Below are 17,870 nucleotides of genomic sequence, written 5' to 3' on the forward strand. Positions count from 1 at the left end.
CTTAACGAAAACGCTGGCGCCATAACCTTGGCGTTACGCCCGTCTCTTTAGTGAACACCACGGAAAAATAGTTACTGTCCTCGAAGCCGCACTGGGCGGCAATTTCGCTGATCAGCAGTTCGCTGTGGCGCAGCAGATACTGCGCCTGGCAAATACCGAGCTGGCGCAGGTACTGGTTTAGCGTCATGCCCGTTTGCTGGCGAAACAAGGCACGCATCTGCCGCTCTGTTACCTGATGGTGGTGGCAAAACAGCTTGAAATCAAACGGCTCGTCAAGGCTGTTTCCTAGCGCGGCCATCAGCAGATCCAGCGTTTCACCCTCACGCAGGCTGGTGGCATCGGCCACCCGGTAGCGATGGCGGCGCAGGGTTATCAGCAGTTGTAAAAACAAGCTTTCCGACAGGCAGCGTGACAGTGGGTCCGTTTTCGGGCTTTCATGCTCAAGCTGCCCGATTATCTGACGTACCTGCGCCATGCCCTGGCTGCTCAGACGCCAGCGCGGATCGCTACCGTCAGGCATGGCTGGATTATGCAGAAGATCGGCCCAGTCGACGTTTAGCGCCAACCTTTCCGGGCAGTAAATGATGTTATGTAGCACCAGCTCATGCACCGACTCATAGCCGTGCCGATCCTCCGCGCGGATATAAAACAAATCCCCGCAGGTAATACGCCAGGGCCTGCCGTTAAGCATGTGCAGCCCGTTGCCGCGCCATACTACGACCAGTTCGCAAAAATCATGGGTATGCTCGGCAAAAACGTTTTGCGGATAGCGGTCGGCCACCGCTACCGGCTGCGCATCCGAGGCAAAAAAATCCGCTTTCTTTAGTATCAACTGGCCTGGCACAGACATTGCTCCGTTACTGAATGACCTGAAAGTATTGAGTTTTTTTGCCTAAAAAACGGTGATGGTCTCCGCGTTACGCAAATTCGCGATCGAGTCCCTGGCGTACGGCGCGAGGGCTGCAGGAAAACTCGCGTTTAAACAGCGTGGAGAAATGGTTGCTGTCGCCAAAGCCGCACTGGAAGGCGATATTCGTGATGTTCTCTTCGCTGTGGCGCAGCAAATAGCGCGCTTTAATCAGGCGTAGCCGGTTGAGGTAGCGCTGCGGCGTCAGGCCGGTTTTCTGCTTTAGCTGGCGGTGCAGCGTACGAAGGGAGAGCGTAAAAGACGCTGCCAGCTGCTCCCAGCAAACCTCCTCGGCATAATTCTCTTCAAGCCAGGCGACAAGCTGGTTTAAGCGCTCGTCGGCTCCGCCCCCGTTCTCTGCCTGATTAGCCTGCCGGAGCAGCATCAGAAGCTGCATAAACAGAAGCTCACGGTTGGCAACCGAGTGGTCGTCGCTTGCGCCGCTCAGGCTCTCAAAGCGGTCAATAAACCCTTTAACCTGATGCAATACGCTCTGGCTTATGCGCCAGTGGGCGGGGTAGTTGCCGTCCCGTTCCTGAGGGAGCAGCTTTTCGAATCCGGAAAGAAAACAAAAAGCCTGAGCTTCCCGATGGAGGATGTTTGTCAGGCAAAGATTTTCGGTGTGCTCAAACAGGTGACGATCGTGGTCGCGAACAAAACAGACTGAGCCGCCGCTCAGGGTATAGGGTTGCCCGTTGAAAATGTGGCATCCGGTGCCGTGCTCCACGATAATAATTTCACTAAAATCATGGTGATGCTCAGGGAAATCTGGCTGAGGCAGGCGAGGTTCAATGGTCACTGATATCGAGGTTTCCGGGAAAAAATCAACGCTGTGTAATACCGTCATGACTGCCTCCTGCCGTACTGAATGTCGCTCGATAGTAGAGAACGCTGCCCGACAGCACCTTAAATTTTTGACGCAAAATCGCGCAAAAAGCGCTCGTTTTTGAAGATAAGACGGGCTTTGTTGGAAAATGCGCGTGCGGTCACAGGCCAGGGCACAGACCGCTCTGAGGCGGCTAAAGCAAAAGTGTGAACTGCCTTTCGTTCACCTTTGCCTCCTTGCCAGACGTGGCTGGCCGCTGTCAGTAAGGCGAAGGTAGGGGCAGACTGACATTTTTAGACTGATGGGTAATGACTCCAATAAGGACACCCATCATGACCCTTCGCCACAGCGTTGCCGTTGACCTCGGTGCCTCCAGCGGCCGCGTAATGCTGGCCCGTTTCGACGCGTCCTCCCGGCATCTCTCCTTGCGTGAAATTCACCGCTTTACCAATCGCCTGGTCCGCATTGACGGCTATGACTGCTGGGATCTGGATAGCCTCGAAGCTGAAATACGTTTTGGGCTACAACAAGCCTGCGATGAAGGCGTACGCATTGAAAGTATTGGTATCGATACCTGGGGCGTGGACTTCGTGCTGGTGGACGAAAACGGCAGCCGGATTGGCCTGCCCGTCTCCTATCGCGATAGCCGAACGGACGGCGTAATGGCGCGAGCTGTGAGCGAGCCTGGGCGTGAAGAGATTTACCGCCGCAGCGGCATCCAGTTCTTACCCTTCAATACGCTGTATCAACTTCGTGCTTTGGTTGAGCAACGCCCTGAGTGGGTGAAGCGAACGGCGCATGCTCTGCTTATCCCAGATTATTTCTGTTTTCGCCTGACCGGCGTGCTGAACTGGGAATACACCAACGCCACCACAACCCAGATGATAAATATCCACACCGACAGCTGGGACAGACAGCTGCTGGCGTGGGCTGGCGTTCCTGAGCGCTGGTTCGGAAAGCCAACCTACCCCGGCGTGGCGATCGGGGAATGGGTCTGTCGCGAAGGTAACAAGATCCCGGTAGTCAGCGTTGCCACGCACGATACGGCCAGCGCGGTGATTGCTGCTCCGCTGACGGGTAACCATGCGGCTTATCTCTCCTCCGGTACCTGGTCGTTGATGGGCTTTGAAAGCAAAACGCCCTGCGTCAGCGAGGCCGCGCTGGCGGCCAATATCACTAACGAAGGCGGTGCGGAAGGACGCTACCGGGTACTGAAAAACATCATGGGGCTGTGGCTGCTGCAGCGTGTTTCCCGCGAAAGATCGATCACGGATATCGCAGAGCTTATTGGCCTCGCTCAGCAGCTACCCGGCTGCCGCTTTACCATCAACCCCAACGACGATCGCTTTATTAACCCCGAGAGTATGTGCCGTGAGATTCAGGCTGCCTGCCGCGAGGCGAACCAGCCCGTGCCGGAAAGCGATGCAGAGCTTGCGCGCTGTATTTTCGACAGCCTGGCTTTGCTCTATGCCGGGGTACTGCACGAGCTGGAAATGTTGCGGGGCCAGGCTTTTGACTGTCTGCATATCGTCGGCGGCGGTAGCCAGAATCATTTTCTCAACCAGCTTTGTGCTGACGCCTGCGGGATCCCCGTTGTTGCCGGGCCGGTGGAGGCTTCAGCGCTGGGAAACATTGGCTGTCAGCTGATGGCGCTGGACGTTATTCCTGACGTAAACGCTTTTCGCCATCTTGTGCGCCAAAACAGCAATCTCATTTCCTTCATGCCGACCCCGGACAGTGACATTTGCCGCCACGTCGGGCTGCAACGGCAAAACATTCAGACACGTAAGGAGCTTTACGCATGACGACACAAATCGAAGAAGCATGGGCCCTGGCGAAACAGCGTTTTGCCGAGGTAGGCGTTGATGTGGAAGAGGCTTTACGCCAGCTCGACCGCCTGCCCGTCTCCATACACTGCTGGCAGGGCGATGACGTGGCCGGGTTTGAAAACCCCGAAGGTGAGTTAAGCGGCGGCATCCAGGCAACGGGCAACTACCCGGGTAAAGCGCGTAATCCGGCTGAACTGCGCGCCGATCTGGACTGCGCCCTGAACCTGATTCCGGGACCAAAGCGTCTGAATTTGCATGCGATTTATCTCGAGTCCGACGAACCTGTCTCTCGCGATCGCATCAAGCCCGAGCATTTCAAAAACTGGGTTGCGTGGGCTAAAAAACACGGTCTGGGGCTGGATTTTAACCCTTCCTGCTTCTCTCACCCGCTGAGTGCGGACGGTTTTACGCTGTCACACGCCAATGATGAAACCCGCCAGTTCTGGATCGATCATGTGAAAGCCTGCCGTAAAATATCGGCTTACTTCGGCGAACAGCTGGGAACGCCATCGGTGATGAATATCTGGATCCCGGACGGCATGAAAGATATCACCGTCGACCGTCTCGGCCCGCGCAGGCGCCTCGTGGAGGCACTGGATGACGCTACGGCTGAAAAACTTAACCCGGCACACCACATTGATGCGGTGGAAAGCAAACTGTTCGGTATCGGCGCGGAAAGCTACACCGTTGGCTCCAGTGAATTTTACTTCGGCTATGCCACCAGCCGCCAGACGGCCCTGTGCCTCGATGCTGGCCATTTCCATCCCACCGAAGTGATATCCGACAAAATCTCCAGCGCCATGCTCTACATCCCTCGCCTGTTGCTGCACGTCAGCCGCCCGGTACGCTGGGACAGCGACCACGTTGTGCTGCTGGACGACGAGACCCAGGCTATCGCCAGCGAAATCATCCGTCACGACCTGTTTGACCGCGTCCATATTGGCCTCGACTTCTTTGATGCCTCAATCAACCGCGTTGCCGCCTGGGTTATCGGCACGCGCAACATGAAGAAAGCCCTGCTACGCGCCCTGCTTGAGCCTACCGCACAGCTTCGTCAACTGGAGCTGGCAGGTGATTACACCGCCCGCCTGGCGCTGCTTGAAGAGCAGAAATGTCTGCCGTGGCAGGCCGTCTGGGAGATGTACTGCCTGCGCCACGACACTCCAGCGGATGCCTCCTGGCTGAGCACTGTTCGCCAGTATGAACAGCAAATTTTAGCGCAGCGCGTGAATTGACCCTCATCCCGGCCTCTCCCTGAAAGGGAGAGGGGGAAACCGACATGCTTACTGAACAATACCCTCGCCCCTTTGGGGAAAGGGTCAGGATGAGGGGCCGTCTTCATCCTTCTTTAAGGAACACGAAACAATGCAGAACATCCTCAATTCATGGTTTATTCAGGACATGGTGAAGGCCACCAGCGATATGTGGCTAAAGGGCTGGGACGAGCGCAACGGCGGCAATATTAGCCTGCGGCTGGATGCCGAAGACGTCGAATATTACCGCGACCAATTCAGCCAGGCACCGCACTGCGTCGCGCTAAGCCAGCCCGCAGAAATGCTGGCGGGAAGCTGGTTTTTGGTGACCGGCTCAGGCAAGTTTTTCCGTAACGTTCAGCTCGATCCGGCGGACAACCTGGCGCTGCTGCAGGTCAGCGGTGATGGCCAGTCCTACAACATCCACTGGGGGCTGACCAACGGCGGGATGCCAACGTCAGAACTCGCGGCACATTTCCAGTCCCACGCGGTACGCAAGCTCATCTCCGGCGGGAAAGATCGGGTGATCATGCATTGCCACGCCACCAACCTGATTGCGCTGAGCTACGTCCTGCCGTTGGAGAACGCAGCCTTCACGCGCCAGCTTTGGGAAGGCAGTACCGAATGCCTGGTGGTCTTCCCGGAGGGTATCGGCATTGTGCCGTGGAAGGTACCTGGCACTGACGACATAGGCAACGCCACCGCGGATCAAATGCGCGCTCACAGCCTGGTGCTGTGGCCTCATCATGGCATTTTTGGCACCGGACCCACGCTCGACGAAGCCTTTGGCCTGATAGACACCGCAGAGAAGTCCGCTGAAATTCTGGTGAAAGTCTATTCGATGGGCGGCATGAAGCAGACTATCACTCGCACGGAACTGGTGGCACTTGGCGAGCGTTTCGGCGTCACGCCGCTTGCAGAGGCACTTAAGGATTGAGGAGCAAAAGATGAGTTTTATGCTGGCACTACCCAAAATCAGCCTGCACGGAGCGGGCGCCATTGGCGATATGGTGGAACTCATCGCCGAAAAACGCTGGGGCAAAGCGTTAGTGGTAACCGACGGACAACTGGTGAAAATGGGGCTATTAGATAGCCTGTTTGCGGCGCTGGACGCGCATCACCTGCCTTACGAACTGTTTGATGAAGTGTTCCCCAACCCGACCGAAGCGCTGGTGCAAAAAGGCATCACAAGATTTAACCTGGCCGACTGCGACTACCTCATTGCTTTCGGCGGCGGCAGCCCGATTGATACGGCGAAAGCGGTGAAAATCCTAACCGCAAACCCGGGGCTTTCCGTGCATTATTCCGGTGTAGGGAAAGTAAAAAATGGCGGAGTTCCTCTGGTGGCGATTAACACCACGGCGGGCACGGCGGCGGAAATGACCAGCAATGCGGTGATTACCGACAGCGAGCGTCAGGTGAAGGCGGTGATCATCGACACCAACCTTATCCCGGATATTGCCGTGGATGATGCCAGCGTGATGCTGAATATTCCGTCCTCCATTACCGCTGCAACGGGGATGGATGCGCTTACCCACGCCGTTGAAGCCTATGTTTCCGTTAGCGCACATCCGCTAACGGATGCCAACGCGCTGGAGGCTATTCGCCTGATAAACACCTGGCTGCCGAAAGCCGTAGAGGACGGGCAGAACCTGGACGCGCGTGAAATGATGGCCTACGGCCAATACCTCGCGGGGATGGCGTTCAACAGCGCGGGGTTGGGACTGGTACATGCGATGGCACACCAGCCGGGCGCGACGCATAACCTGCCGCACGGCGTTTGTAATGCGATTTTGCTGCCGGTTGTTGAAGCCTTTAACCGACCCAATGCGGTGTCTCGCTTTGCCCGCCTGGCGCAGGCTATGGGGAATGATACTCAGGGGCTGACAGACGAACAGGCAAGCTATAAAGCCATCGAAGCGATTCGTGTGTTATCCGCCAGGGTTGGCATCCCGTCCGGCTTTCGGGAGCTTGGCGTTCAGCCTGCCGATATTGAAGGCTGGCTGGACAAGGCGCTGGCCGACCCGTGCGCGCCGTGTAACCCAAGAAACGCCTCGCGTGAAGAGATTCGCCAGCTTTATCTGGAGGCGCTGTGATCAGGAAAGCTTTTGCTATGCAGGTTAATCCTGACGCCCACGAAGAGTATCAGCGCCGTCATTCGCCGATTTGGCCCGAGCTGGAAGAGGTGCTTAAACGGCACGGCGCTCATCACTATGCGATCTATCTGGACGAACAGCGTCATCTGCTGTTTGCCACGGTAGAAATTGAGTCCGAAGCGCTCTGGAATGCCGTGGCCGGGACCGAAGTTTGCCTGCGCTGGTGGCAGCATATGCGCGACATCATGCCCTGCAACCCGGACGGCAGCCCGGTCAGTCAGGCGCTAAAAGAAGTGTTCTGGCTTGAATAAAAAAACAAGGCCCGGTTTCCGGGCCTTTTCTCATCTCTTAACGCGTGGCGGCGTCTTCCAGCGCTTTGTGAATCACGGAAGACAGCTCGGCGACGTCAAACTTGGCGACATAGCCGTTGGCGCCGACTTTGCGGACGTGATCTTCGTTGGCGCTGCCGGAAAGCGAGGAATGGATCACCACCGGAATGTGCTTCAGCGAAGGTTCGGTCTTAATGTTGCGGGTCAGGGTAAAACCGTCCATCTCCGGCATCTCGATATCGGTCAGCACCAGGCCGATTTTGTCGGTGATCGGCGTGCCGGATGCTTTGGCATCGGCAGCAATAAGTTTGATTTTTTCCCAGGCTTCCAGGCCGGTTGCGTGCATGATGGCCGGAATGCCCATCCCTTTCAGGCCCTGCTCCAGCATTGATCGCGCGACTTTGGAATCTTCGGCAACAATAGCCACCGCGCCAGGCTTCAGGGTATACGTTTTCTCTTCTATCGCGGCAATATTCACATCTCTCCCGGATGGGATAATGTCATACAGGATCTGCTCCACGTCCAGCACCAGCGCCAGGTCTTTGCCGGTTAGCGGGTCGTCAATATTGGCGATGCTGGTGATATTGCGGCTGCTGACCCCGGCCTCGGCGGCGTGCACCTGGCTCCAGTCGAGGCGAATAATGTTCTCCACGGACTCCACGGCAAACGCCTGGGTGCTGCGGGCATATTCGGTGATCAGTAATAAATTCAGGCCGGTGGTCGGCGTGCAGCCGGTGACCGCAGGCAGATCGATAACCGGGATAATCTGGTCGCGAATATTAGCCATGCCCAGCAGCGGTGATTCCATGCCTGCGGCACGGTTAATCTTCGGCATCGGCACAATTTCACGCAGCTTAAAAACGTTGATACCGTACAGCTCGGACTTGCTGTCGTGCTGGCTGGTGCCTAAGCGGAACAGCAGCAGCTCGAACTTGTTGGATAACGCCAGGTTGGCCCTTTCATCGATATCTTTCTGAAAACTATCCATTTTAACCTCAAGTGATAACCCGGCCTCAGAACCCAACCGTACGGAGTGAATGCTTGTCTAAGTTATCGGCAGCGTCTGGAAAAAATGAAGGGAAAAGGCGAAATGATTTCGCTTAGAGGGACGTGATATCCCTCTGAGCGGACGGCGCTTACTTTTTCTTGTTCAGCATCGCTTTGAGGTCGGCAAACGGATTATAGGTTGCTTCGCCTACATCCTTTTGCGCGTCCTCTCCGGCAATCACCGTGGAGCCGTACTGGTCGGCCTCGGTGTATTTAGAATGTTCATGATCGTGGCAGTACAGGCATAAAAGCTCCCAATTGCTGCCATCTTCCGGGTTGTTGGTGTGATCGTGATCCATATGGTGAACGGTCAGTTCGCGCAGATTGGAATAAACAAACTCGCGCGAGCAGCGCCCGCAGACCCACGGGAAAAGCTTCAGCGCCTTTTCGCGGTAGCCGCTTTCCAGTCGCGTATAGTTCTTGGGGATAATCGCCATGATTCAGGTTCCAGACAAAAATGTAGGGTTATGCCCAGTTTCCGGCTAAAGCGCGTCTTTATCAATCCCCAGGCGCTTCATCCGGGAAAGTAACGTAGTGCGCTTCAGTCCTAATCGCTGGGCAGCGCCGCGAGGCCCGGCCACCACGCCGTTTGCCTCTTTCAGCACGCGCAGGATGCGCTGGTACTCGTCCTCATCTTCCCGCCTCTCTTCTTCCACACCCGGAGAAAGATGGCGTTCCAGAGGAGGGCGGTGATCCATTTCCGGTAGGGAAAGATGCAGCACGCTGCCCCGGGTTAACAGCACCGCCCGCTCAATCACGTTTTCCAGCTCGCGCACGTTGCCCGGCCACTCCATGCGGCTCAGGGCGCGCAGCGTTTCCGCCGGGATACTGTCGATGTTGCGGTTCAGGCGGCGGGCGATTTTAAAGGTGAAGGATTTCACCAGCAGCGGGATGTCCTCCGGGCGTTCGCGCAGCGGCGGCAGAGTGATAGGAAAAACGTTCAGCCGGTAATACAGATCGCTGCGAAACTCCCGGTCGGCGACCATCTCTTTCAGGTTGCGGTTAGTGGCGGCGATCAGACGCACGTCCACTTCCTGAATCTTATTACTGCCGAGGCGTTCGAACTCCTGCTCCTGCAGCACGCGCAGTAGCTTGGGCTGTAGCTCGAGGGGCATATCGCCCACTTCATCCAGAAACAACGAACTTTTATCCGCCAGCTCAAAGCGGCCGATGCGCTGATTGTTCGCCCCGGTAAACGCCCCGCGCTCGTGGCCGAATAAATCACTCTCCAGCAGCCCGGCTGGCATGGCAGCGCAGTTGATCTTCACCATCCGGCGGCTGTTGCGTTCGCTCAGATTATGGATCGCCCGGGCAATCAGCTCTTTACCGGTGCCGGTCTCGCCGAGGATCAGCACCGTGCTGTCGCTGCTGGCGACCATTTCAACCTGCTTCAGCACGATAGACATCGCCTCGCCGCGCCCGATAATTTCGCCAAAATCGCTGTCGACGTTATTAATCTGCTCGGTAAGGTAAAGGTTTTCATCCACCAGGTTCTCTTTCAGGCGGTTGATTTCCTGATAGGCAAGGGCGTTATCCACCGCGATGGCAATGCGTTCGGCGATCTGGCGCAGCAGTTTAAGGTTGGCCGGCGTAAAGCCCTGCTCGCTGCATTTGGCAAGCTTCAGGACGCCCAGCATATTGGGGCCGAACTTCAGCGGCAGCAGGCAAAGCGTCTGCGGTTTGTTATCCCACATCTCCAGCAGCATCCGCTCATACGGTGCCAGTTTGTCGTCAGGGCAAAGGTTGAGCAGCAGCATTTCGCCACTTTTAAAGACGCGTTCTGACAGCGTGCCTTCCTCAAGTACGTCACTTTGATCGTGAATCGGCGAGGCTTCATCAACAAAGTGAGTGGAATAGAGCGTGAGCCGCGACTTGCGGCTGCTTTTCAGCACGATGCTGATGGAATCAATGGCGAAGTGATAGTGAATTTCCCGGGCAATCTCGCCGATCAGTTCGTCCAGGTCCAGCTTCGACAGCACCGCGTTGGTGACGGCCACCAGAATGCGAAAATCGTCGCGCTCCCGGCATAACAGCTGGTGATCGTGGCTCGAATTGAGCCGGGTCTGGATCTGCTCGGTCACCAGGCTCACAATTTGCGCCAGGGTATAAAGCCGGTTCAGTTCTTTTTCAGTCCAGGCCTCCGCCCGGTTGCGGATAAATTCGCAGCCGCCGAAAATTTTGCCTTCAGAGGCCAGCGGCAGCAGGCAGTAACGGCCAAAAGAGGCGTACAGATCGAGGCTCGCCATTTGCGGCCAGGTTTCATCGAATTCTTGCTGGCTGCAAATCAGCGCCTCCGGACGCGACAGTATGCGGCGTACCGGGCCGTTGGCCAGCGCCATTTCATCTTCGTAGTGCAGTTCCTTGCCGTGTTTATCCTTGCCATAAAAGCTCACCCGCTGATGCCGGGGATGGTAAAGCAGAATGTTAACGCGATCGGCCAGCGCACCCTGTTTCACCAGCTGCGTCAGGCTGCTGGCGAGTTCGTTGATATCGGGCTGCTGGAGTAGCGTGCGGGTGATATCAAATAATCCCTGCTGCCCGAGATCGCTCATCGGCGTGTATGACATTTTTGCTTTCCATTGAAATGCCCTGCGGCGTGCGCAGGGCCAAAAAATATTATTAATATAAATATTGTTTAAGTTTAGTCAGCGTTGCGTGAACGCATACTGGTGCAGGTCAACAAATGCGCGGTAAGGGTTCAAAATGCGGCAGATCCAGCGTGCGTTTTACGCCATAAAGTCCCGTCACGCGCACGCCTTTTCGTGCCACAACTTCGCCCACGATAGCCGCCTGTTTGCCGCATGGATGCTGCTGTAACGCCTGAATAACGGCCGCGGCAGACTCGGGAGAAGCGGCGATAACCAGCTTGCCTTCATTAGCAAAATTTAACGCATCCAGCCCAAGCAGTTCGCAGACGCCGCGCACCGCCGGGTTCAGGGGCAATTTATTTTCGCTGATTTCCATCCCGCAGCCGCTGGTTGCGGCAAACTCATACAGCACGGCGTTTACCCCGCCGCGCGTGGCGTCCCTCAGCGCTTTTACGCCGGGAATTTGCAGCAGCGGGGCGATCATCGGCGCCAGCACCGCACAATCGCTTTGTAGATCGCCGTCCAGACCCAGCTTCTCGCGCAGGTTGAGGATGGTTGCGCCGTGATCGCCGAGCGTGCCGCTCACGATAAGCAGATCGCCGGCGTTAATCTGAGCCGCGCCCCAGTTAACGCCGGCAGGAATAGCGCCGATCCCGGCGGTATTGATAAACAGTTTGTCTGCCGCGCCGCGCGGTACGACTTTGGTGTCGCCGGTGACGATGGCGATATTCGCCGAGCGAGCCGCGTTTGCCATGCTGATGACCACACGCTCCAGCGTTTCAAACGGCAGGCCTTCTTCCAGAATGAAGCCGCACGACAGCCAGCGTGGCGTAGCGCCGCTTACCGCGACGTCGTTTGCCGTGCCGCACACGGCCAGCTTGCCGATATCGCCGCCGGGAAAAAACAGCGGGTCAATAACGTAGCTGTCGGTAGAAAATGCCAGCCGGTCGCCGCTGGCGGTAAGTTCTGCCAGCGAAAGCCGGGCCTGATCTTCCTGCTCCGCCAGCCACGGATTATCGAAGGCTTGCATAAACAGGCTGGCGATAAGCTGCTGCATTGCCTGTCCGCCGCTGCCGTGAGCCAGCTCAACGGTTTTCATACTTCACACTCCTGAGAACGGTACTGATACCACGCCGCGCAGGCTCCTTCGGAGGAGACCATCAGCGCGCCGAAGGCGTTTTGCGGATTGCAGTCGCGGCCAAACAGCGGGCATTGCTGCGGCCTGCAGCGCCCGGTGAGCACATCGCCGCAGCGGGCTTTCGGGTCGTCGTAAACCCGCTGAGGTGTGGGCTGGAAATGCACCTCTGCATCAAACTGACGATACGCTTCGGTGAGCTGCACGCCGGAATCGCCGATGACGCCCAGGCCGCGCCATTCCGCTTCGCCGCGCACCGTAAACACGTCGCTTATCGCCTTCTGTGCAAGCAAATTGCCTTCCTCCGGCACGACCCGACGGTACTGGTTTTCTACCTTGCTGTGCTGCTGGATTTTTTGTTCCACCAGCATCATTACGCCCTGCAGCAGATCGAGCGGCTCAAAACCGGCCACCACCAGCGGGCGCTGGTGTTCAGAGGCAATAAAGTCATAGGCTTCGATACCAATCACCATGCTGACATGCCCCGGCGCCAGAAAAGCGCCGATGCCGTTATCGGGCCGGGAAAGCAGGCTGCGCAGCGTCGGGATCAGCGTGATGTGCTGGCAGAAGAAAGAGAAGTTATCGATGCCCTGCGACTTCGCCTGTTGAAGCGTGATTGCCGTGGCGGGCATGGTGGTTTCGAAGCCGAGGCCAAAGAACACCACTTTTCGCTCCGGATTCTGGCGAGCCAGCGTCAGCGCGTCCATGGGCGAGTAAATCACCCTGACGTCCGCGCCTCGCGCTTTGGCCTGCATCAGCGAGCCGTTTTTACCCGGGACGCGCATCGCATCCCCAAAGGTGCAGAAAATCACTTCCGGGTGGCTGGCTATCTCAATGCAGCTGTCGATTCGCCCCATCGGCAGCACGCAAACCGGGCAGCCGGGGCCGTGGATAAACTCGATGTTTTCCGGCAGCAGCCGATCGAGGCCGAATTTAAAAATGGCGTGGGTATGGCCGCCGCAAACTTCCATGATGCGCAGGGGGTGGCTCGCCGTGTAGTTGAGCTGCGTGGCGCGGGCTTTCAGCGTCTCAATCAGCTGCATCACGCGGTCTGGATCGCGGTATTCATCGACGTAGCGCATCAGCGACGCTCCTCGCCGTAAAGCAGCGCGCCGACGTCCGGCTCAACCTCGAACATGTTTTGCAGGGCATCCAGCGTGTCCCGCGCCTCCGCTTCGTCGATAATGCTCATAGCAAACCCGACGTGAACCAAAACCCATTGCCCCACGACGGCGTCGCCCACCAGGGTTAAATTCACGTCGCGCTGCACGCCGCAGACGTCCACTTTCGCGCTGCCGTCGGCCTGGCGCTCAACAATTTGCCCTGGAATGCCTATGCACATTGCTCCGCCTCCAGCCAGCTAAGCCACTCGTCCATCCCTTCGCCGCTGGTCGCTGAAACCAGAATGATTTTGATGTCCGGATTGACCTCGCGGGCAAAAGCTAAGCACTTGCTGACGTCGAACTGCAGGTACGGCAGCAGGTCAATCTTGTTCAGCAGCATCAACGACGCTGCAGCGAACATGTGCGGGTATTTCAGCGGCTTATCTTCGCCTTCCGTCACCGACAGCACCGCGACCTTATGGCGCTCGCCTAAATCAAAGCTCGCCGGGCAAACCAGGTTGCCGACGTTTTCGATAAACAGCACGCCGTCGCGCTCAAGCGGCAGGCGCAGCATGGCATCGCGAATCATCTGGGCATCAAGATGGCAGCCTTTCCCGGTATTCACCTGAATGGCCGGTGTGCCGGTTTCGCGGATGCGCGCGGCGTCGTTCACCGTTTGCTGATCGCCTTCGATAACCGCGCACGGCACTTTGGCATTCAGGCGCTTCAGCGTTTCGGTGAGCAGGGTGGTTTTGCCGGAACCGGGGCTGGAGACGAGATTCAGCACCAGTTGATTCTGGCTGGCGAAACGGTCGCGGTTATGGGCGGCGAGCTGGTTATTTTTGTCGAGCACGTTCAGCTCGATCTCCAGCATCTTACGCTGAGTCATCCCCGGCGCGTGGGTTCCCGCCGCGCCGTGGCCGTAATGCAGGTCACCCTGTTCGTCGGCCGTGGGGGCAAATTTGATGCCGGTTATCTGCTGCATCGGGCGTGCCGCCGGGGCAAACGGGGCGCTGCGAAAGCCAGAGTGGGGATTGCGTTCGTCCCCTTCAATGTACAGGTTGCCTTCGCCGCAACCGCAAGTGCTACACATGAGCTATCTCCTGATCGATTTCCAGACGTTTAATCTGCATGCCGTCATCCGCCACGATGCGCAGGTTGCTGCCGTTACAGTTGGGACAGCACTTCACGCGCTGAGTCAGTAAGGTGACGAACTGCTGGCAGTCGTGGCACCAGCATTCGGCTTCCTGCTGGTGGATATGCAGCTCGCAGCCTTCCGCCAGAGTGCCGCGGCAAACAAGATCAAAGCAAAACTCCAGGGCGCTGGTTTCCACGCACGAAAAGGCGCCGACCTCCAGCCAGACGCCGGTCACGCGACGGGCATTGTTCTGGCGGGCGTGGTTTTCGATAAGTTCGACTGCGCGCTGGCAAAGGGTGATTTCGTGCATGGGGCCTCCGGGGTTAACTGGGGCGGATAATGCAAGGACGGTGCCAGGCTTTTTCTGTGCCCCTCACCCCGGCCCTCTCCCCGAAGGGGCGAGGGAGAATTCTTTTAAGAAAAGGGAACGTTTATCCCGTCTCCCTTCCGGGAGTAGCCTGGATTGCTTTTATCCCCTCTCCCTTCCGGGGAGAGGGTAAGGGTAAAAAAGTGCCGTCAGCCAAAGTCAAAGATGACGAAATGACACGCCACCCGTCATTTCCCCGGCACAAATTTCAATGAAAAACATTTAAAAACAATAAATTAAAAACATGGCACGAAACGTGCCTTACGGAGGGACAAGCACTAACAGAGCGAACAAAACATGAACATTTGGGAACTGAGCGAAAAAGCCGAGTACATCGCCGACAAGCACCAGCGGCTGCTTTCGCAGTGGCATCTGTACGGCAACACCCTGATTCAGGGGATCACCTTATCCAAAGCGAAGCTGCATCACGCCGTGGGCTGCAACCCGGACGAAAGCCTGCGCTTCTTCTTATTTGACCACTTCGTCATTCAAATCAATCTCGCCGAAGGCTTTAACAGCCACACCATCGAGTACAGCATCGAACTGCGCGACGGCAGCGATAACGTGCTGATTGCCAAGGCGACTATCGACGATAACGGACTGATTGATAACGCCGTCAGCAACCGCGATCGCGAGAAAGTGCTGGAACACTATCTGGAGCTTATCCGCCCGGTGTACGACAGCCTTTATCTGGCCGTGCAGCAAAACACCCCGCTATCCATGGCGCTGCTGCAAAAGTCCGCCGTGGCATGAAGAGATCTGGGGTGTCGAGAACTGTCGAACCGGCAGCTTTTCGGCATGTTTTCGTCAAAAATGACGATTGTCACCTGAGGAAGAACTGGTGAACCGTTTTGTAATCGCTGACTCAAAATTGTGTATGGGCTGCCATACCTGTGAAGCGGCCTGCGCCGAGACGCACCGCCTGCACGGTCTGCAGTCCATGCCGCGCCTGAAAGTCATGCGCAACCTGAATGAATCTGCGCCGCAGATGTGCCACCACTGTGAAGACGCCCCCTGCGCCGGGGTTTGCCCGGTCAACGCGATCACCAGCGTGGACGGCGCCGTACAGCTGAATGAAAGCCTGTGCGTAAGCTGCAAACTTTGCGGCATCGCCTGCCCGTTCGGCGCCATTGAATTTTCCGGCAGCCGCCCGCGGCATATTCCCGCCAACGTGAACAGCCCGAAAGCCCCGCCTGCGCCTCCGGCCCCGGCTCGCGTCAGCCCGCTGCTGGACTGGGTTCCCGGCGTTCGCGCTATCGCCGTGAAATGCGACCTGTGCAGCTTCGACGAAAGCGGCCCGGCCTGCGTTCGCACCTGCCCGACCAAGGCGCTGCGGCTGATCGACACCAAAGACATCGCTCAGGCCAGCAAGCGCAAACGTGAGCTGACCCTTGGCGCAACGCTTGGCGACCTGACCCTGTTTACCCAGCCAGAGGCGAGAAAATGAATGCTTTTTTACTGATTCACTGGGCGCTATTGGGATTTGTCACCAGCGCTGTGTTAGCCGGCGTTCTGGCATTTTCCAGGCCTGTGAGCGGCTTTATCGGCGGCGTTGGCGGTGCAATTAGCGCCGTAATTTTGCTGGTGGCCGGTATTCAGGCGCTGCTCGGCTTCAGCGGCGATGCACAAATCTGGCACTGGCACCTGCAGCTCAACGCCTTTAACGGCGTCTGGCTGGTAACGGTAGCAATCAGCGGCCTGTTTATTTCCGTCTATAACTGCGCCTGGCATTGCCACCCTGAAGTAAAAGCCAACGGCCTGCTGATTAACTTAATCCTTGCGGCAAGCGTGGCTGCGCTGGTGGCCGACAACTTTGTCACCCTGGTGGCGATGGCGGAAATTATCTCCCTGGCGGGTTATTTCCTCACCGGCTGCCAGCAGTCCGGGCAGCTGTGGTTTGCCCTTGGTCGTCTGGGCACCGTGCTGCTGGCGATGGCCTGCTGGCTGCTGTGGCAGCGCTACGGCACCCTGGAGTATGGCTCTCTGCGTCATCTGCTCGACGGCGCGCCGCTGCCTGCCCCGGTGCTGATCCTCGCGCTGCTCGGTTTTGGGCTGCTTGCCGGGATTATTCCGCTACACGGCTGGGTGCCGCAGGCGCATGCGAATGCCTCCGCGCCGGCAGCCGCGTTGTTCTCCGCCGTGGTGTTGAAGATTGGTCTGTACGGCATTATGAGCTTCTCGCTTATCAGCAATACGCTGCCGCTGTGGTGGGGCGTGCTGGTGGTGGTGGTCGGCATGATCACCGCGTTTATCGGCGGGCTTTACGCGCTGATGGAGCACAACATCAACCGCCTGCTGGCTTATCACTCCCTTGAAAATATCGGCATTATTTTGCTGGGGCTGGGCTGCGGCCTGATCGGTATCGCGCTGCATGAGCCGGTGCTGGTGGCGCTGGGCATGACCGGCGGTCTTTATCACCTGTTCAACCATAGCCTGTTTAAAACCACGCTGTTCCTTGGCGCTGGCGCGGTGTGGTTCCGTACCGGACACCGTGACATCGAGAAGCTGGGCGGGATCGGCAAACGTATGCCGGTTATTTCGCTGGCGATGCTGGTTGGGCTGATGGCGATGGCCGCGCTGCCGCCGCTGAACGGCTTTGCCGGGGAATGGGTGATTTATCAGTCGTTCTTCCGTCTCGGCAGCCTGCCGATGTTTGTGGGCCGCTTTATCGGGCCGTTGCTGGCCGTGGGGCTGGCAATCACCGGCGCGCTGGCGGTGATGTGCATGGCGAAAGTGTATGGCGTCACCTTCCTCGGTGCGCCACGTACTCAACAAGCGGAAAGCGCGACCTCTGTGCCGTGGCTCATGAATGTCTCCGTCGCCCTGCTTGCCGCGTGCTGCGTGGTCGCCGGGGTTGCTGCCCCGTGGCTGCTGCCCCTGCTTCAGCACGCCGTACCATTGCCTCTGCAACCGGCACATACCGCCGTATCCCAGCCGATGATAACGCTGCTGCTGATCGCCTCTCCGCTGCTGCCGTTTATTTTGATGATCGTTTTCCGCGGCGACCGTTTGCCAAACCGCTCTCGCGGCTCGGCCTGGGTCTGCGGCTACGATCACGAACAGGCGATGGTGATCACCGCGACGGGCTTTGCTCAGCCGGTAAAAGCGGCGTTTGCGCCTTTGCTTAAGCTGCGCCAAACCCTGAACCCGGTGAAGTGGATCCCTGGCTGGCAGGGCGAGTGTCTGTCCGGCACGTTCCGCCGCCTGGCGATGGTTGAGCTGGCGGTCTTACTGGTGGCGGTAGTTGCCTGA

18 protein-coding genes are annotated in these 17,870 nt (G+C 57.7%); 8 read left to right on the forward strand and 10 right to left on the reverse strand.

Annotated features, from left to right (window positions below; genetic code table 11):
* Nucleotide 1: 1 nt before the first annotated feature.
* On the reverse strand, nt 2-844 hold the full coding sequence (gene rhaR / locus F3J29_RS16215; RefSeq protein WP_166868098.1) for an HTH-type transcriptional activator RhaR: 843 nt from the start codon (nt 842-844) through the stop codon (nt 2-4).
* A 73-nt stretch (nt 845-917) separates the two neighbouring features.
* Nucleotides 918-1,754: an HTH-type transcriptional activator RhaS gene (gene rhaS / locus F3J29_RS16220; protein ID WP_166867589.1), complete on the reverse strand. Its 837-nt coding sequence runs from the start codon at nt 1,752-1,754 to the stop codon at nt 918-920.
* 311 nt (nt 1,755-2,065) lie between these two features.
* Between rhaS and rhaB the strand changes: the two genes are divergently transcribed.
* The 5 genes from rhaB to rhaM all read left to right on the forward strand — a co-directional run bounded on the left by rhaB (nt 2,066) and on the right by rhaM (nt 7,222).
* Entirely contained in the window at nt 2,066-3,538 is a 1,473-nt protein-coding gene (rhaB, locus tag F3J29_RS16225; protein WP_166867591.1) for a rhamnulokinase, read from the forward strand.
* Entirely contained in the window at nt 3,535-4,797 is a 1,263-nt protein-coding gene (gene rhaA, locus F3J29_RS16230) for an L-rhamnose isomerase (RefSeq protein ID WP_166867593.1), read from the forward strand. Before rhaB ends, rhaA begins: the two co-directional genes overlap by 4 nt.
* Nucleotides 4,798-4,927: 130 nt before the next feature.
* On the forward strand, nt 4,928-5,752 hold the full coding sequence (gene rhaD / locus F3J29_RS16235; protein ID WP_166867596.1) for a rhamnulose-1-phosphate aldolase: 825 nt from the start codon (nt 4,928-4,930) through the stop codon (nt 5,750-5,752).
* A gap of 10 nt (nt 5,753-5,762) precedes the next feature.
* Nucleotides 5,763-6,911, forward strand: a complete 1,149-nt coding sequence (fucO, locus tag F3J29_RS16240) for a lactaldehyde reductase (RefSeq protein WP_166867598.1) — start codon at nt 5,763-5,765, stop codon at nt 6,909-6,911.
* Nucleotides 6,908-7,222: an L-rhamnose mutarotase gene (rhaM, locus tag F3J29_RS16245; protein WP_166867600.1), complete on the forward strand. Its 315-nt coding sequence runs from the start codon at nt 6,908-6,910 to the stop codon at nt 7,220-7,222. The genes fucO and rhaM overlap by 4 nt, the downstream gene beginning before the upstream one ends.
* Nucleotides 7,223-7,259: 37 nt before the next feature.
* On the opposite strand, the gene F3J29_RS16250 is transcribed toward rhaM, so the two are convergent.
* From F3J29_RS16250 to hypA, 8 genes are all read right to left on the reverse strand, one after another.
* Nucleotides 7,260-8,228 (reverse strand): chemotaxis protein, encoded by a 969-nt coding sequence (locus tag F3J29_RS16250; RefSeq protein WP_039298985.1) that lies wholly within the window; start codon nt 8,226-8,228, stop codon nt 7,260-7,262.
* A 148-nt stretch (nt 8,229-8,376) separates the two neighbouring features.
* Nucleotides 8,377-8,724: an HNH nuclease YajD gene (gene yajD, locus F3J29_RS16255; RefSeq protein WP_008457693.1), complete on the reverse strand. Its 348-nt coding sequence runs from the start codon at nt 8,722-8,724 to the stop codon at nt 8,377-8,379.
* A gap of 45 nt (nt 8,725-8,769) precedes the next feature.
* Nucleotides 8,770-10,854, reverse strand: a complete 2,085-nt coding sequence (flhA, locus tag F3J29_RS16260) for a formate hydrogenlyase transcriptional activator FlhA (RefSeq protein ID WP_166867602.1) — start codon at nt 10,852-10,854, stop codon at nt 8,770-8,772.
* A gap of 109 nt (nt 10,855-10,963) precedes the next feature.
* A complete protein-coding gene (hypE, locus tag F3J29_RS16265; protein WP_166867603.1) occupies nt 10,964-11,974 on the reverse strand; it encodes a hydrogenase expression/formation protein HypE in 1,011 nt (336 codons plus the stop codon).
* Nucleotides 11,971-13,092 carry a hydrogenase formation protein HypD gene (gene hypD / locus F3J29_RS16270; RefSeq protein WP_166867605.1) on the reverse strand — a complete coding sequence of 374 codons (1,122 nt, stop codon included), beginning with the start codon at nt 13,090-13,092 and terminating at the stop codon, nt 11,971-11,973. Before hypD ends, hypE begins: the two co-directional genes overlap by 4 nt.
* Entirely contained in the window at nt 13,092-13,352 is a 261-nt protein-coding gene (locus tag F3J29_RS16275) for a HypC/HybG/HupF family hydrogenase formation chaperone (protein WP_166867607.1), read from the reverse strand. Before F3J29_RS16275 ends, hypD begins: the two co-directional genes overlap by 1 nt.
* Complete coding sequence (gene hypB, locus F3J29_RS16280; protein ID WP_166867609.1) at nt 13,343-14,206, reverse strand: hydrogenase nickel incorporation protein HypB; 864 nt, start codon at nt 14,204-14,206, stop codon at nt 13,343-13,345. Before hypB ends, F3J29_RS16275 begins: the two co-directional genes overlap by 10 nt.
* Nucleotides 14,199-14,561, reverse strand: coding sequence for a hydrogenase maturation nickel metallochaperone HypA (gene hypA / locus F3J29_RS16285; RefSeq protein WP_166867612.1), 363 nt, complete (start codon nt 14,559-14,561; stop codon nt 14,199-14,201). The genes hypB and hypA overlap by 8 nt, the downstream gene beginning before the upstream one ends.
* Nucleotides 14,562-14,915: 354 nt before the next feature.
* Here hypA and hycA point away from each other — a divergent pair, with 354 nt between their 5' ends.
* The 3 genes from hycA to hycC all read left to right on the forward strand — a co-directional run bounded on the left by hycA (nt 14,916) and on the right by hycC (nt 17,870).
* Nucleotides 14,916-15,371 (forward strand): formate hydrogenlyase regulator HycA, encoded by a 456-nt coding sequence (hycA, locus tag F3J29_RS16290; protein WP_166867614.1) that lies wholly within the window; start codon nt 14,916-14,918, stop codon nt 15,369-15,371.
* 88 nt (nt 15,372-15,459) lie between these two features.
* A complete protein-coding gene (locus F3J29_RS16295) occupies nt 15,460-16,065 on the forward strand; it encodes a 4Fe-4S dicluster domain-containing protein (protein WP_166867616.1) in 606 nt (201 codons plus the stop codon).
* Nucleotides 16,062-17,870 (forward strand): formate hydrogenlyase subunit 3, encoded by a 1,809-nt coding sequence (hycC, locus tag F3J29_RS16300; RefSeq protein ID WP_166867618.1) that lies wholly within the window; start codon nt 16,062-16,064, stop codon nt 17,868-17,870. Before F3J29_RS16295 ends, hycC begins: the two co-directional genes overlap by 4 nt.

The organism is Enterobacter sp. Cy-643 (assembly GCF_011752815.1).
Classification (GTDB): domain Bacteria; phylum Pseudomonadota; class Gammaproteobacteria; order Enterobacterales; family Enterobacteriaceae; genus Cedecea.

Bases quoted from the DNA above. Each gene is read 5' to 3' on its own strand.
- yajD (WP_008457693.1), bottom strand. From the start codon at position 8,724: ATGGCGATTATCCCCAAGAACTATACGCGACTGGAAAGCGGCTACCGC.
- hypA (WP_166867612.1), bottom strand. From the start codon at position 14,561: ATGCACGAAATCACCCTTTGCCAGCGCGCAGTCGAACTTATCGAAAAC.
- rhaD (WP_166867596.1), top strand. From the start codon at position 4,928: ATGCAGAACATCCTCAATTCATGGTTTATTCAGGACATGGTGAAGGCC.
- hypB (WP_166867609.1), bottom strand. From the start codon at position 14,206: ATGTGTAGCACTTGCGGTTGCGGCGAAGGCAACCTGTACATTGAAGGG.
- rhaS (WP_166867589.1), bottom strand. From the start codon at position 1,754: ATGACGGTATTACACAGCGTTGATTTTTTCCCGGAAACCTCGATATCA.
- hycC (WP_166867618.1), top strand. From the start codon at position 16,062: ATGAATGCTTTTTTACTGATTCACTGGGCGCTATTGGGATTTGTCACC.
- rhaA (WP_166867593.1), top strand. From the start codon at position 3,535: ATGACGACACAAATCGAAGAAGCATGGGCCCTGGCGAAACAGCGTTTT.
- F3J29_RS16250 (WP_039298985.1), bottom strand. From the start codon at position 8,228: ATGGATAGTTTTCAGAAAGATATCGATGAAAGGGCCAACCTGGCGTTA.
- hycA (WP_166867614.1), top strand. From the start codon at position 14,916: ATGAACATTTGGGAACTGAGCGAAAAAGCCGAGTACATCGCCGACAAG.
- fucO (WP_166867598.1), top strand. From the start codon at position 5,763: ATGAGTTTTATGCTGGCACTACCCAAAATCAGCCTGCACGGAGCGGGC.
- flhA (WP_166867602.1), bottom strand. From the start codon at position 10,854: ATGTCATACACGCCGATGAGCGATCTCGGGCAGCAGGGATTATTTGAT.
- hypD (WP_166867605.1), bottom strand. From the start codon at position 13,092: ATGCGCTACGTCGATGAATACCGCGATCCAGACCGCGTGATGCAGCTG.
- rhaB (WP_166867591.1), top strand. From the start codon at position 2,066: ATGACCCTTCGCCACAGCGTTGCCGTTGACCTCGGTGCCTCCAGCGGC.
- hypE (WP_166867603.1), bottom strand. From the start codon at position 11,974: ATGAAAACCGTTGAGCTGGCTCACGGCAGCGGCGGACAGGCAATGCAG.
- F3J29_RS16275 (WP_166867607.1), bottom strand. From the start codon at position 13,352: ATGTGCATAGGCATTCCAGGGCAAATTGTTGAGCGCCAGGCCGACGGC.